The sequence below is a fragment of the Phytoactinopolyspora limicola genome (assembly GCF_011320225.1).
Lineage (GTDB): Bacteria > Actinomycetota > Actinomycetes > Jiangellales > Jiangellaceae > Phytoactinopolyspora > Phytoactinopolyspora limicola.
This window is the reverse complement of record NZ_JAAOEN010000018.1, coordinates 59,120-73,300: the sequence shown is the minus strand read 5'-3', so window position 1 is coordinate 73,300 and position 14,181 is coordinate 59,120. Positions and strand designations below refer to the sequence as shown.

At 65.6% G+C, this 14,181-nt stretch carries 13 protein-coding genes; 9 read left to right on the top strand and 4 right to left on the bottom strand.

Annotated features, from left to right (window positions below; all coding sequences use genetic code 11):
- Nucleotides 1-8 precede the first annotated feature (8 nt).
- Both G8760_RS25520 and G8760_RS25515 read left to right on the top strand, forming a co-directional pair.
- Nucleotides 9-1,994, top strand: a complete 1,986-nt coding sequence (locus tag G8760_RS25520) for an alpha/beta hydrolase family protein (RefSeq protein ID WP_166355662.1) — start codon at nt 9-11, stop codon at nt 1,992-1,994.
- Nucleotides 1,994-2,791 carry an SDR family NAD(P)-dependent oxidoreductase gene (locus G8760_RS25515; RefSeq protein WP_166355661.1) on the top strand — a complete coding sequence of 266 codons (798 nt, stop codon included), beginning with the start codon at nt 1,994-1,996 and terminating at the stop codon, nt 2,789-2,791. The genes G8760_RS25520 and G8760_RS25515 overlap by 1 nt, the downstream gene beginning before the upstream one ends.
- Here the strand turns inward: G8760_RS25515 and G8760_RS25510 are convergent.
- The 4 genes from G8760_RS25510 to G8760_RS25495 form a co-directional block, all read right to left on the bottom strand.
- Nucleotides 2,772-3,542 carry a creatininase family protein gene (locus G8760_RS25510; protein WP_166355660.1) on the bottom strand — a complete coding sequence of 257 codons (771 nt, stop codon included), beginning with the start codon at nt 3,540-3,542 and terminating at the stop codon, nt 2,772-2,774. The two genes, G8760_RS25515 and G8760_RS25510, sit on opposite strands and share 20 nt — an antisense overlap.
- 64 nt (nt 3,543-3,606) lie before the next feature.
- Nucleotides 3,607-4,338, bottom strand: coding sequence for an NAD-dependent epimerase/dehydratase family protein (locus G8760_RS25505; protein WP_166355659.1), 732 nt, complete (start codon nt 4,336-4,338; stop codon nt 3,607-3,609).
- Complete coding sequence (locus tag G8760_RS25500) at nt 4,335-5,618, bottom strand: mandelate racemase/muconate lactonizing enzyme family protein (RefSeq protein ID WP_207782721.1); 1,284 nt, start codon at nt 5,616-5,618, stop codon at nt 4,335-4,337. The genes G8760_RS25505 and G8760_RS25500 overlap by 4 nt, the downstream gene beginning before the upstream one ends.
- A gap of 138 nt (nt 5,619-5,756) precedes the next feature.
- Nucleotides 5,757-7,061, bottom strand: coding sequence for an ROK family transcriptional regulator (locus tag G8760_RS25495; RefSeq protein WP_166355658.1), 1,305 nt, complete (start codon nt 7,059-7,061; stop codon nt 5,757-5,759).
- 168 nt (nt 7,062-7,229) lie between these two features.
- Here G8760_RS25495 and G8760_RS25490 point away from each other — a divergent pair, with 168 nt between their 5' ends.
- The 7 genes from G8760_RS25490 to G8760_RS25460 all read left to right on the top strand — a co-directional run bounded on the left by G8760_RS25490 (nt 7,230) and on the right by G8760_RS25460 (nt 14,110).
- Complete coding sequence (locus G8760_RS25490) at nt 7,230-8,186, top strand: Rpn family recombination-promoting nuclease/putative transposase (protein ID WP_166355657.1); 957 nt, start codon at nt 7,230-7,232, stop codon at nt 8,184-8,186.
- Between the two features lie 289 nt (nt 8,187-8,475).
- Nucleotides 8,476-9,741 (top strand): aspartate aminotransferase family protein, encoded by a 1,266-nt coding sequence (locus tag G8760_RS25485; RefSeq protein WP_166355656.1) that lies wholly within the window; start codon nt 8,476-8,478, stop codon nt 9,739-9,741.
- Between the two features lie 69 nt (nt 9,742-9,810).
- Complete coding sequence (locus G8760_RS25480) at nt 9,811-11,400, top strand: N-acyl-D-amino-acid deacylase family protein (protein WP_166355655.1); 1,590 nt, start codon at nt 9,811-9,813, stop codon at nt 11,398-11,400.
- Nucleotides 11,401-11,418: 18 nt separating this feature from the next.
- Complete coding sequence (locus G8760_RS25475) at nt 11,419-12,906, top strand: M81 family metallopeptidase (RefSeq protein WP_166355654.1); 1,488 nt, start codon at nt 11,419-11,421, stop codon at nt 12,904-12,906.
- A 196-nt stretch (nt 12,907-13,102) separates the two neighbouring features.
- On the top strand, nt 13,103-13,429 hold the full coding sequence (locus tag G8760_RS25470; RefSeq protein WP_166355653.1) for a PadR family transcriptional regulator: 327 nt from the start codon (nt 13,103-13,105) through the stop codon (nt 13,427-13,429).
- Nucleotides 13,426-13,782: a DUF1048 domain-containing protein gene (locus G8760_RS25465; protein ID WP_166355652.1), complete on the top strand. Its 357-nt coding sequence runs from the start codon at nt 13,426-13,428 to the stop codon at nt 13,780-13,782. Before G8760_RS25470 ends, G8760_RS25465 begins: the two co-directional genes overlap by 4 nt.
- Nucleotide 13,783: 1 nt before the next feature.
- The gene (locus G8760_RS25460; RefSeq protein ID WP_166355651.1) at nt 13,784-14,110 is read left to right on the top strand and encodes a DUF1048 domain-containing protein; all 327 of its coding nucleotides are present in this window, start codon (nt 13,784-13,786) and stop codon (nt 14,108-14,110) included.
- Nucleotides 14,111-14,181: the final 71 nt, after the last annotated feature.

Here is a 14,181-nt window from a genome sequence, read left to right as displayed (position 1 = left end):
GGCCAGAGGTGTCGACGTGGGGGTTCGGTCCGCATCTGGACGGGCTGTTCGATGTGGGCGGGCAGCTGACGGAGCACGTCCGGCGGCGATCAGCGGCGGCGCTGGCCGCGGGGCACGCGGAAAATGACGGTCTCGGGACGGTCGCCGACGTCCGTCGGCGGCAGGCGGAAATCCGCGCCGCAATGCTGGAAGGTTGTGGTGGCCTGCCGGACCGTGACGACGGTGCACCGCCGGCGGTAGAGCATGTTGGCGAGGTAGCCGGCGACGGCTACGTCGTCGAGCGGCTGATCATTGAGACCCTGCCTGACGTGTACGTCCCGGCGAACCTCTATTTGCCACAGCGGTTGGCCGGAGTGACCGGCGGCGTGTTGTGGAACTGTGGTCATTCGCCGATCGGGAAGGCCGCTGAGCGGTATCAGGATGCCTGTGCGCGGCTCGCGCGCAACGGGCTGGTGGCGATGGTCATCGACCCGATCGGGCAGGGCGAGCGGTGGAGCTATCTGAGCGAGGATGGTTCGCCACGGGTGCCATGCAACATGCCCGAGCATTCTTACGCCGGTGTGCAATGTTGGTGGGGCGGGGAGTCGATCGCGCGCTACTTCATTCATGATGCGCGCAGCGCCATCGACTACCTGGCGGCCAGGCCGGAGGTGGACGCATCTCGGATCGCGGCGGCGGGTAACAGCGGCGGTGGGACTCTGACGACCTGGTTGATGGCGGTCGAACCACGGTTGACGGCTGCGGTTGTGTCGTCGTTCGTGAGCGACCGGGCGTCGATTCTGCGGTCGGGGAAGGCCCAGGATGCCGAGCAGCATCTGCCGGCCGGGGCGGTGGCGGGGATCGACCACGAGGACCTGCTTATGTCGATGGCACCCCGCCCGGTGTTGGTGTGTTCGGCGAACTACGACTTCTTCCCGATCGAGGGCACGGTCAGCACGGTGTCGCGGGCCCGACGTGCCTTCGAGATCTTCGATGCCATGCACCAGCTGGAACACGTTCGGGTCGACGAGCGGCACGGGTTTACGCCCGGCCTGGCCGAGGCCGCTACTGAGTTCTTCGTGCGCCACCTCGGCAATGATCCGGATGCACCAGTCGACCACAGGAACACCGTGGCGCTGCCCGAGGACGAGCTGCGATGCACGACGTCGGGCCAGGTGGTCCTTGACCGCCCACATGCCCGGCGGGTATTCGACCTCAACCTCGACCGCTACCCGCAGGTGAGTGCACGCCGAGGTGATCCGGCGTCGGTCGAGAACGACGTCGACGCCCAGCGGGAATGGCTTTCCGAACGGGTAAACGGTGGCCGGGACCTCCCGGTTGAGTTCTTTCCCCGATGGTTACCGGCTCGCCGCGTTGACGAGGGCGTTTCAGCACCCGTTGTGATTCGGCGCGCCTGCTGGGCCAGCGAGCGGGATCTGTTCGGAGCCGGCGTGCTGGTCACGCCCGCCGATGTCGAGTTCAGCTCCCTACAGGTCGTGCTGTTCAACCGGGGCACAGCCGACGTCGACGAGAAGCAGGCCTGGTTGGCCGAACAGGCCGCCGCAGGGGTGGCATCGTTTGTTGTCGACGTCCGAGGTGTCGGTTCGCTGGCGCCGAACCCGGTCAACGCGCGGCCGCTTGAGGGTGACTACGGCACCCTGTTCCTGCTCTTGACCGAGCTCATCTGGCTTGATGACAGCCTCGCCGCGGGGCAAGCGTTCGATGTGCTGCGTGCGGTGCGGTTCGTGCGCACCGACTCGCAGATCGACCTCAAAGACCGCCCGGTCAGCGTCTATGGCGAGGGGGCAGGTGCGTTCACATCGGCGTTGGCTGCCGTCCTCGAGCCGACGCTTGCAGAGGTCACCGTACGCGGGCCCGTCGTCGATCCGTTTGAGATGGTCACCAACCGCTACTACGGCGACGACCGAACATGGCTGTCTCTAGTTCCTGGCTTGACCACGGCTGTGTCACGTCGGCTCTTCGCCGGTCTGCTGCCGGATGGCGGAACGTCGTGATGCCCGGAGCACAGGCGCCGGTAGTTGTGATAACCGGGGCGGCCGGAGGCATCGGCTCGGCGTTGAGCCGACGCTACGCCGGGTCCGGTGCTCTGGTGGCGCTCGTCGACCGCGTTGAACACGGCGTCGCGGCCTTAGCTGAAGAACTCCACGACGCCGGGGCCAACGTCAGCCATCACGTCGCGGACATCTCTGATGAACACCAGGTCGAGGCGTTGTTCGATGACGTCGATGCCAGGTGGGGTCAGGTGGACGTGGTGATCAACAATGCCGCGTTCGCGGACGAGGATAGCCTGACCGACACCACCCCGGAGCGATGGGATGCGCAGGTCGACACCGCACTCCGAGGTCCGTATCTGTGTGCCCGCTCAGTGCTACCGGGCATGTGTGACCGCGGATCCGGGGTGATTCTCAACATCTCGTCGGTGAACGCCATGCTTTACGTCGGCAACGAGGCGTACAGCGCGGCCAAAGCCGGCCTGGATTCGCTCACTCGCAGCATCGCGGTTCGTTACGGACCCAAGGGGGTCCGGGCGGTGGGTATCGGCGCGGCCACCGTCGTGACTCCTGGTGCATGGGATGCTCGAATCGCACGAGACCCGGAGATTCTTGACCGGGTCACTCGGTGGTATCCGGCCGGGCGGCTGGGCCGACCGGACGACGTCGCCGCTCTGGCGATGTTCCTAACGTCGCCGCAGGCAGGCTGGATCACCGGCACCACGGTGATGCTGGACGGTGGGCTCACCGCGGGCAACCCCATCCTGGCGGCGGACATTCTCAGCGAGTTCCACCCGTGATGAAGCCCTGGCTGAACTCAACCGCGCGTTCGAGCGCCGTGGAGAGGATACGTTCGCCGATCTCGGCAGCGGCGCGGGTGGGGTCGCCGTAGACGCCGTCGGTGGTGAGTTCGTCGAAGCGGACGGCGACGTCGACGTACCCGCGTGGGCCGGAGCCGGGGTAGGTTTCACCCCGCACGCCTGACGGTTGGACGAGGTCGGGTTTGACGAGCTCGGGGGCCAACGCCATGGCCAGCGACGTCTCCAGTTCGCAGGCGTGTCCGTAGGCGGGTCCGGCGGCTTCTTCGGCGCAGACGTCACGGGCGAGTTTGGCCCACATCATAGAAGCGACGTGAACAGCGAGTTCGCTGCGAGCGCGGCGGGCGACGAGGTTGAGCGCGTCCATGTTTCCGCCATGTCCGTTGACGATGATCACCTTGCCGAACCCCTGGTGCTTCAGGCTGGCGACGAGGTCGAGCATGAGCGCCATGAATGTGGGCGGGGTGAGGGTCATCGTGCCGGCGAAGCGCTCGTGGTGTTCGGACAATCCGTACGGTTGCAGGGGGCACACCAGGGCCTGGTCTCCGAGTTCGGTGCCGAGCCGGTGCGCGAACGCCTCGGCGATCCGGGCGTCGGTCAGCACCGCCAGGTGCGGCCCGTGCTGTTCGACCGCCCCGACGGGGAGGATGGCTACCCTGGCCGTTTGCTGGGCGGTGTGGGCTTCTGTGGTGGTGAGCTCGGCGAGGAGGACGGGGCCCTGAGCGGCGCCCATAAATGGTCTCCAATCGGACAAGTTCGGCGTGGACGCGCGGTTCTCCGTCGGGGTCAGCCAGGCATCAGGGAACCATCGGCCGAGGTGTGGGCGCCCACCCGAGTAGCTGTCTGGCTTTACCCAGTGGCGTGTAGCGCTCATGGCTGTCGCCGCTGATGAAGAACGCTTGGAATCCGTCGCGGTAGTGCAGGGCGGCCTCGAACGCGGCGGCGACGTCGCTGGCCCGGGTGGCGATGACGGAGGTGTGGTCGCTGCCGGGGCGGGGCCATTCGTCGTCGGGAATCGGGTGACACAGCCGCAGCGCGTTGACGGTTATCTTGCGGGCCTGAATGGCATGCCGGCAGACTTCCTCGCCGAGGCGTTTGGTGAGCCCATAGAGGGAGTTCGAGTCCGGCGGATCGGCCTCGCTGGGATAGAAGTCCCGTTCGGGGTAGACGCTAAGGCTGCTCGCGTGGACCGCGTGGTGAATACCGGCGTCAGCGGCCGCCCAATACGCGATGTATGGGCCTTTGACGTTGACATCGAAAGCCAACCCGGCTCTAACATGTTCAGGCGGTGAATGGGGCCCTCGTACGGGGCTCATGGCCAGGTAGACGAGGATTTCCATACCCGCCGCGGCTTCGTGAACAGCGTCGTAGTCGTCGACGCTCCCGGTGACGTATTCGAAGCCGTGCGCTGCCGAAGCGGTGTAGGACGGGCGTTTGAGGTCAAGGACGCGGACATGGTGTGCCTGGCTGAGAGTGGGGACGATCAGGCTGCCAACCAGGCCAGATCCACCCAGCACAAGTAGTTTCATGCGGCGGCCACCTTGTCGTAAACCGGGGCTTTGGACGCACGTCTGTGCAGATCCGCCCAGGCGACTGGATCGGGTGCGTCGGCCTCCCGGTGTACTTGCAGAGTGACACCACGGCCGAAGACCGGCTGGTTGCCGGCGAGGAAGTCGTCCCAGCATTGGCGCATCCGGGTGTAGTGCACCTGGCGGCCGGTCGGCCAGGTGACGGTGAGGATATGCCGGGGTTCGGGGACGTCGTACGGCGGTCGCATCCGAAACCGGTCGATCACCGATTCGTCGAACCGCACCCCCAGCCCAGGGCCGTCCGGCACCGTGACCATGCCGTCGGTGATGGTGAGTGGCTCGCGGAGTAGGTCGTGCCCGTAGTTGTTGAGCGCGGTGACGGCGGGCCATCGAGCGTGAGTGAGTACTGCCCCGAGGTGGGCCTGAAAAGCCGTCGTCAGTCCGAGCCCGACGTTTTGCAGCCAGAAGTTCTTGTTGAACTCAGCACACAACGTGGCTTGGTGCATCACGCGGTGAGCGCCGCCGGATACGACGTAGCCGTCGACGGCGTTGGCGTGTGTCCCGGTGGGAAACGATTGTTCGTGCCAGTGGACCGCCAGCGGCCGGCGCACCTTACCGCGTAGCTGCTGATATCCGGCAAGGTCGCGTTGGGGGATTGGGGCTTCGTAAATAGCGGTTCGATCGTAGGTATCGAGCTCAGCGAGGACCGGGGCCGCATGCCCGGCGGACAGCAACATACCGTTGAAGTCCATGTCCAAGCTGTACTCGGCCGGGGTGATGGCACTGACCTGCTCGATTTGGTCGTAGATGTCGAACCAGGGCCGGGGTTTGAACTTGTGGGCCAGGTAACCAGCGGCGACGGCGTCTTTCGCCTCAGCGGCGAGTGTCTGTGGTGGCATCTTGGTGTTCCACCAGGCCAGCGGGCAACGGTCGCGGACCTTCGGGCCTGGGAGCAGCGCATGGGCCGGGACGTCGAGTGCTTGGCCGACGACGTCGTACAACGCGATCTGCAGGCCAGCTCCTACCGAGTCGTCCCCGAGGAAACTCGCCGCGTTGGCACCACGCACCCGTTCAACGGCGTCGTCGGTGGTGCCGCCGCTCCAGCCGTAGTGAAGGAGCGACTCACCCCAGCCGACGACCCCCGCGTCGGTCTCGACACGGACGACTTCGACGACGCTCCACCGCCACACGAGCAACGAGTTCCACTCGGCGCAGCGAGAAGTGAACGGCACTCGCAGCACCATTCGATCGATGTCTTTGACCCGGCCTGCCAGTACCACGTGTTGCCTCTCCGCAGGTCAACGTCCGCCGCCGACTCAGCGGTCGCGGACTCCATAGTCGTGAACCTCTGATCCAGGACCCTAAACGCCGCATACCTAGTTAGTCAACAGAGTTGACATATGGGCAGTTGGGGGCGGTTACAGCGACGCCAAGGCGAGTGGTGTCTCGATGAGGCGTTCGGTGACGCAATGCAGGCCACCACCCAGCACCCGAGCGCGCTCAACGTCTGCGGCGCCCTGGCGGTACGGAGCCGAGTTCAGGTCGGAGACAACCATGAGTTGAGCGGGATCGATCGGCATCAGGGCACCGTTGCCGAGTGCGTCGTGTGCTGCTGGCATCAGCCAAGGGGCGACGGCAGCGTAGTAGCCGCCGACCACTACGAGGTCGGGATCCAGGGCGTTGACGATGTTCGCCGTGCCTTCGCCCAGCCAATGGCCGGCGGTGGCGAGGGCGTCGAGCACCTGTTTGTTCTCCGCCTGTGCCGCGGCGATCAGGGCGTCGACGGCGATGGGGGCGTAGCCGGGGATCTGCTCTAGGCCGGTGGCCACCTCTGGCAGTGCATTGCGCAAAACGTGATGTAACCCCACCAGGGTGCGCCAGCATCCGGAGCGTCCGCAGGTGCACTCCGGGCCGGCCGGGTCCAAAGTGATGTGGCTGAAGCTACCCGCGTATCCGGATCTGCCCTCGTGGAGGCGGCCGTCGAGGACAATCCCGGCACCTATGCTCAGCTCACCCGACAGGCTGATGAGGTGACGAACTCCGTCGGTGCGATACCGCTCCCACTCCGCGAGGGCGGCGAGGTTGGCATCGTTCTCCACCAGTACGAACGGTATGCCGGGTAACTGTTCGCTGATCTGACCGGCGATGTCGAGTTCGTCCTTGGTGGTGTGTCGACGCAGTATGCCTCGATGGGCGTCGGTGATACCGTGCGCGGCGACGACGACCCCGACGAGGCGGAGATGGTTGTCCCGAGCCGCCGCGGCGGCAGCCCCGATCCGGGAGGTGATGAGTTCGATCCGGTCGGAGACCCGCAGAGACTGCGAACTCGCCAGGTCGGTCTCCCGGGTGTGAACCTGTCCGGCGAGGTCGCTGAGCGTGGTGCACAAATACGTTGCGCCGATGTCTACCACCACGGCGGCGAACCGCTCGCGGGCGATGCGTAGCGGTGCGCTGGGGCGTCCGACCCGATGCGCCGAAAACTCCTCTTCGACCAGGACGCCTTGGTCGAGCAGGTCATTGACCAGCCCACCGATAGCCGTCTTGGTCAGCCCCGTGGCCCGGGCTAGTTCGGCCCGAGTGCAGGTCGCCCTGGTGTGGATGGTCCGCATGACGACGGACAGGTTGTGTAGACGGACATCCGAGTTGCCCAACATGCGCGGTGGCTGGTAGCCGCTGAGATCGGGCGGGGCCATCGTCTCGGCTGCGGGATCGGAATTGGGCATCTGCCGAGTGTATGCCGTTGCGGTGTTTCGCATCGGTCTTGTCAGCACGCAGACGGGGGCGGGCGTGGGAAGATTTGTCCACCCACATGCCGTTTGCATCGCCCCGGCCTTCACGCCGCGGCGCCGCTACGGACCGAGCCTGTCGGTGCGAACCCGTATGTTGCCGTCATGTCTGGTCAGTCGAGTCCGCATGATGCGGTGTTCCGGCGGGTTCTTGGTGAACCCGCCAATGCTGCCTCGCAATTACGTGCGGTGCTTCCCGCAGCTCTCACCAATCGACTCGACCTTGATCGGCTGACCAGGCTGTCGGGCAGTTTCGTCGACGAGACGCTGCAATGGCGACACTCCGATCTGCTGTTCACTGCCCCATTGGACGGCCGCGAAGCCTTCGTCTACGTCCTCGTCGAGCATCAGAGCTGTACTGATCCAGTGATGCCGCTCCGGATGCTCCGCTATGTGGTGCGGATCTGGGAGCGCTACCGGGCTGAACATCCGGAGGAAAACCGGTTGCCAGCGGTGATCCCGCTAGTCGTCCACCACAACCGCCGCCCGTGGACCGGTCCGACCGATGTGTTCGAGCTCATCGATCTCGATGGAGATGCCGCCGAGGCGGCGGCGGAGTATCTACCTCGGTTCCGGTTCCTACTCGACGACCTGGCGCGCCTTGACGAGCAAGCGCTGCGAGATCGGCCGCTCACTCCGCCGGCGCGGATTACCCTCCTGTTGCTGAAGATCGCCGCGGGAAACCCAAAGCTCGCTGATGACCTTCGGCAGTGGAAGGGAGAGCTGAATTCGATCTTGCGTCGCTCCGGTGGCCACGAAGACTTCATCGCTCTTTTGACGTACATTGAGACTGTGGGCGAGACGCCCGCTGACGAGTTATATGACCTGTTCGCTCAGCTCGGACCCGAGGCAGAGGAGGCCTACGTGACCACTGCGGAGATGCTTCGCGCTGAGGGTGAGGCCCGCGGTCGCGCTGGGGCGCTCGTGCAGCTTCTGGCTCTGAAGTTCGGCCCCTTGCCGGGGGCGGCGCTCAGGCGGGTGCATGATGCCTCGAGCGACCAGCTTCAGGTATGGACGGCGCGTGTCCTCACCGCCAGCACGCTTGACCAAGTCCTGCGCTGACTCCTGCCTCGGACGTCTACCCAACCGCTTGGTGCCTGGGCATCGGGCTGGGTGATCGGTGATAGGTCCGCGCCCGCACCACGTGGGCGCAGGTCCGCCCGCACCGGCCGATCCTCGTCGGCGCCGCGGGCCTTTTCACTTGATGAAACCCCATCAATGGGGTCTCGAATGGCAACGAATGGCAACAAGTTGACACCCCTGGTGATCGCTTGATCCATTAGGTTCTGTCGGACAGGCTGAAAATCTCATCTAGTGAAATAGGCCATGGCGGTCGGAGGAAGCGAGCGAGATGTCGTTACGAACCCGGGAACGGTCGTCGGAACTGCGCGCGGGTGCCGTCAGCATCACTCCGGGCGGTGTGCACTCGAACGTACGGTTGGCCGGTCCACCAGTGTTCTTCGAGCGAGGCCAGGGGGCGTGGCTCTATGACGCCGACGGCAACGATTACGTTGACTATCTGCTAGGTCAAGGACCGAACTTCCTGGGGCACGCCCACGCTGCCGTCAACGACGCGGTGGCCAGCGCGGTGCGACGAGGAACCGTGTTCGGTGCGCAGAACGTACTGGAGAACGAAGCCGGCGAGCTGTTTCTCGACAGCGTCGGCTGGGCGGACCGGGTCCGGTTCGGCGTCACCGGCACCGAGATGGATCAGGCCGCCCTCCGGCTCGCCCGGGCCGCCACTGGCCGAACGAAGTTCGTCCGGTTCGAGGGGACCTACCACGGCTGGCTCGACAATGTCCTCGTTACCACGGTGGACGGAGCACCGGCACCGGTCAGTGCTGGGCAGCTCGCGCATTACCTGGCCGATTCCTACGTCGTTCCCTACAACGACGCTGAAGCGCTCCGAGCCCTACTCGCCGAACACGACGACGTCGCGGCCGTCATTCTGGAACCCGTCATGTGCAACAGCGGCGCCATCGAGCCGCGTTCGGGGTATCTGGACGAGGTGCGACGGCTGTGCGACCAACACGGCGTGGTCCTCATCTTCGACGAGGTGATCACGGGGTTCCGGCTAGCACTGGGCGGGGCGGCGGAGCGGTTCGCGGTGACCCCGGACCTAGCGGTGTACGGGAAGGCGATCGCCGGTGGCTGGCCGGTAGCTGCGCTCGCCGGCAAAGCGTCGTTGATGGACATGTTCGCCGGCGGCGTCAACCATTCCGGGACGTTCAACTCGTCGGTTCCGGCGTGTGCGGCGGTCACGGCCGCGTTAACGGTCCTGCGTGAGGATCCGCCGTACAAACGGGTGGAGGAGCACGGGACCCGCCTGATGGACGGTATTCGCCAGCTCGGCGCAGCACGCGGGTTGCCGCTGCGGGTGCAGGGCCTGCCGATGGCGTTCCACGTCTCCTTCGGTGATCCGGAACCGATCTATGATTACGCCGGACTGGCCCGGATCGACCTCGCGCGATACGCGCGCTTCGCCGATACGCTGGTCGACCACGGCGTGTGGGTAGCCGCTCGCGGTATCTGGTACGTATCGGCCGCGCACGGCGAGACCGAGCTGGCCACAGCTCTCGAACGGTTCGAGGCGGCGCTCTCGGACCTGCCGGAATGAGTGATAGACGCTTGACCGATCGGGTAGCGGTGGTGACAACCGCCGCGCGGAGGAGCGGGGAAGGCGAGGATGGTGGCAGGTGACCTGCTGATCCGTGGCGGGACGGTGGTCGATGGAACGGGGGCGCCGCCGGTCGAGGGCGACCTGCTCGTCGTCGACGGTCGGATTGAAGCCGTCCTCCGCCCGCACGAGCCGGCAGAGGCATCTCAGGTGATCGACGCCGCCGGGCTGGTCGTCGCCCCCGGGTTCATCGACATCCACACCCACTCCGACGTCAGCGTGCTCCTGGATGGCCGAGCACAGAGCAAGGTTCATCAGGGGGTGACGACGGAGGTCGTCGGCAACTGCGGATTCTCGGCGTTTCCTATCGCTCAGGAGCGACGCGACGACCATGCTGACCTGCTCGCCGGGATCGGCGACGACCCTGTTCCGCTGACGTGGTCGGACCTCGATGGTTACGCCGACGTGTTGCAGCAGGCCGGGCTGGCGGTCAACGTGGCAACTCTGGTGGGTCACGGGCAGCTGCGGATCGCCGCCGCGGGGATGGCGGAACAGCCGTCCGTCGAAGCCACCCAGGTGATGGGCTCGCTGTTGCGGGATCAGCTCGAACAGGGGGCGTTCGGTCTGTCCACAGGGCTCACCTACGTGCCGTCGCGATACGCGGATACGGCCGAGCTGTCCGCCTTGTGCGCCGTTCTTGCCCGGCACGGCGCTCTGTACGCGACACATTCGCGGGGCAGCGGATTCACCGGAGCGGCCGAGGCCGCCGAGCTAGGACGGGTCACGGGTGCCGCGATCCAGTACTCCCACATCGCGCTGAACGATCCGCAGAGCTGGGGCCGCGCCGCCGACCTGCTGGCTTTGTTCGACGATGCGCGACGGTCCGGGGTGGATATCGCCTGCGACGTGTACCCGTACCACGCGTCGGCCTCGGCGCTCACCCAATACCTTCCGGCATGGGTGCAGGAAGGCGGGATCGCGGCGATGCGGTCCCGACTCGCCGACGGTTCGACGATGGACCGCGCCGAGCGAGAACTCGCGGCCGGCTGGGGCGCCGGTGGCCGGATCCCGTGGTACTGGGATCGAGTCCTGCTGTCCCGGACGGACGGCCTGCTCGGCATCGCGGAGGGCGTCACCGTTGATGAGGCCGCGAGCAGCGTCGGAATGTCCGCGGCCCGGTTGGTTCTCGAGCTGTGCCGGGAGGGTGGCAACCGGGTTCAGGTGGTGCTGTTCTACCGCACCGAGGACGACATGCGGGAGTTTCTGCGCGCCGGTTACACACTGGTTGGTTCGGACGGATCCGCGTTGCCGTACGAGCTGCCCGGGCGCATGCCGCATCCGCGTGCGTACGGCGCGCACGCGCGGGTGCTGGGCCGCTACACCCGTGAGCTGGGCGACCTCGACCTAGCCACCGCGGTGCACAAGATGACCGGTGCTGTCGCGCAACGGATGGGCCTCGCCGACCGAGGGACGTTACGCCGGGGCCTGGCCGCCGACGTCGTCGTCTTCGATCCGGCGACAGTGAATGACGAGGCGACCTATCTGGATCCGTGTCGGGCGCCGTCCGGTGTGCACTACGTCGTCGTCAATGGTGAGGTTGCCGTCGCGGCGGGGACGCAGACCGAGGTGCGTTCGGGCAGGGTGTTGCGGTCGCGATGAAGTGGAAGGGGGTGTGTGATGCGGTTGGCGACGTTGGGGTTTAGTCACGAGGCGAATACGTTCGCGCCGGTGAAGGCTGGCTTGTCGGTGTGGCAGCGGGCCGGGATTCTGGAGGGTGACCAGATCCGGGCCGAGTACGCGACGTCGGAGTCGATCCTGGCCGGGTTCTTCGCCTACGAGGTCGAGTCCCCTGGTGTGGAACTTGTCCCGTTGGTGTACAGCCGGATCACGCCCACCGGTGCCAGCACCATTGAGGCGTATGAGCACCTTGTCGGCCGGATGATCGATGCGTTGAAGGCTGGTGGGCCGTGGGACGGTGTGTTGCTCCCGCAGCACGGGGCGGCCGTGTCCGAGGATTACCGGGACGCTGATGGGGAGTTCGTCCGGCGGGTCCGGGAAGTTGTCGGGCCCGACGTTCCGATCGGGATGACGTTGGACATGCATGCCAACGTCTCTCGGCAGATGGTCGAGTACGCCGACGTTGTCACCGTGTTCCAGACGAATCCGCACGTTGATGCCTTCGAGCAGGGGCTCTCGTGTGCGCGTCTGGTGGGCCGGATGGTTCGTGGTGAGATTCGCCCGGTGATGGCGTTGGCGGCGCCGCCGCTGGTGATCAACATTTTGCGTCAGGGCACCAACGACGAACCGATGGCCGGACTCCTGGCGTTTGCCCGGGAGCACGAGCGGCGCGCGGGTGTGTTGTCGGTGAGTGTGGTGGAGGGGTTTCCCTATGCCGATGTCGCCGAGATGGGGATGAGTGTTGTCGCGATCACCGACGACGATCCCGGCCTGGCCGACGACGTCGCCCGGACTATCGCCGCGGCGGCGTGGGACCGGCGCGAGGAGTTCCGTGGTGATGCGCCAGGGGTCGATGCCGCTCTACGCGAGGCCGCTGCCGCACCCGAAGGCCCGGTAGTCCTGCTCGACATGGGCGACAACGTCGGGGGAGGAAGCCCGGGGGATTCGACGCATATCCTGCACGCGGCCCGTCGGCTGGGTGTCACCGGGCTCATCGAGTCGATCACCGATGCCGAGGCTGCTGAGGCGTGTGCCCGGGCCGGTGTTGGTGCGCGGGTCGATCTCACCGTGGGTGGCAAAACCGATGGTCTGCATGGTGTTCCGTTCCCGGTGGTGGGTGAGGTGATCGCCGTCACCGATGGGCGTTTCGAGGATCCCACCCCGACCCACGGCGGTACTCGGTTCTATGACTACGGCACGTCGGTGGGTATCCGTACCGACGATGGATTCCTGCTGGCCGTACACTCTCGGTCGGCCGGAACTCGGAGCCAAATGCAGTTCCGGATGGTCGGCATCGAACCGCGTGACGCGAAGATCATCGCGGCGAAAGGTGTCCATTCCCCGCGTGCTGCCTTCGAGGCGATGGCGAGCAAGCTGATCTGGGTGAACACCCCGGGGGCGACGAGCGCCGACCTCTCGACGTTCGCCTATCACCACCGGCGCCGGCCGATGTTCCCCTTCGAACCGGATGCGGTGTATCGGGGTTAACCCCCGCAGGCCGAGCCGGTCGGGAAACCCTCGCCCTCTCTTTCCACTCCGCGACCGCCAGATGGCGTTAAGCACCGAATCCTGGTCTTAACCCCATCTGGCGGTCGCGGAGTGCGTTGAGCGCACGGCGCACTACTCAGTGATACTGTATAGCAGTACTCGGTAGCACTGAGTACTGCGACGCGGGAGGCCCGTGGTGGATGACCTGACGGAGATGCTGAAGGGCACACTCGAGGGCTGTGTGCTTGAGATCATCCGCAGCGAGGAGACCTACGGGTACGCCATCACGCGCCGACTGAACGAACTCGGCTTTGCCGAGGTCGTCGAGGGAACGGTTTACACCATCCTGCTGCGGTTGGAGAAGAACGGGCTCGTCGAGGTGACGAAACGACGATCCGGACAGGGGCCGCCGCGCAAGTTCTATGCGCTCAATGAAGCGGGGCGAGCAGAACTCGCGACGTTCTGGGCGAAATGGGAGTACGTCACATCACGGATCGACAAGCTCAAGGAGGGCGAGAGATGAGCTTCTGGCAGACCATCACCGGCAGCGATCTCACCAAGGAATGGAAGGCATTCGAGGCTCGGGCCCAGGCATTGCCGGCTGAGTATCGAACGGCATGGGGTGAGATCAATGTTCATCTTGTTTCCTACACGGACTTCACGGGCCGTAATCTCCTGCCGATTCTCGACAGCGCTCTGGGGCTGCTCGAAGAGGCGGCGGCGGACGGGCAGGGCGTTCACGACGTACTCGGTGACGATATCGCCGGGTTCTGTGCGGCTCTTGCTGGCGGAGAGGGTGCCCGGACCTATCGCGACCGGTGGCGTGAGCAGTTGAACAGAAACGTCGCTAGGAAATTGGGTCAGCTAGGAGGCTGATATGAGCATCAAAGACATCATCGAAGGCAAGAAGCAGTGGCGGGCGCATTTGGCGCGGGTCAAGGCGCTCCCGCGGGACTACCAGATCGTCTACAAGGAGATGCAAGGGTACTTCTTCAAGGTCGGGCCGGTCGGCCTCGAGGACGGGTCCCTGCTCACGGAGATCGTCGACTTCTTCGAGCAGGGTGCTGCCGACGGCAAAGGAGTCCTGGAACTCATCGGTGATGACGTCGCGGCCTTCTGTGACGACCTGATCAAGGACTCGCCCACTTACGCGGACATCTATCAGGAGTCCATCAGCAAGGAACTCGGTTCCGCCGAGAAGTAGCACCGTCGCCCGGGGTACCTCACGGCGAGTTCGACTCATATGGCCGCCCTTCTTCCTGGCTTCAGATGACG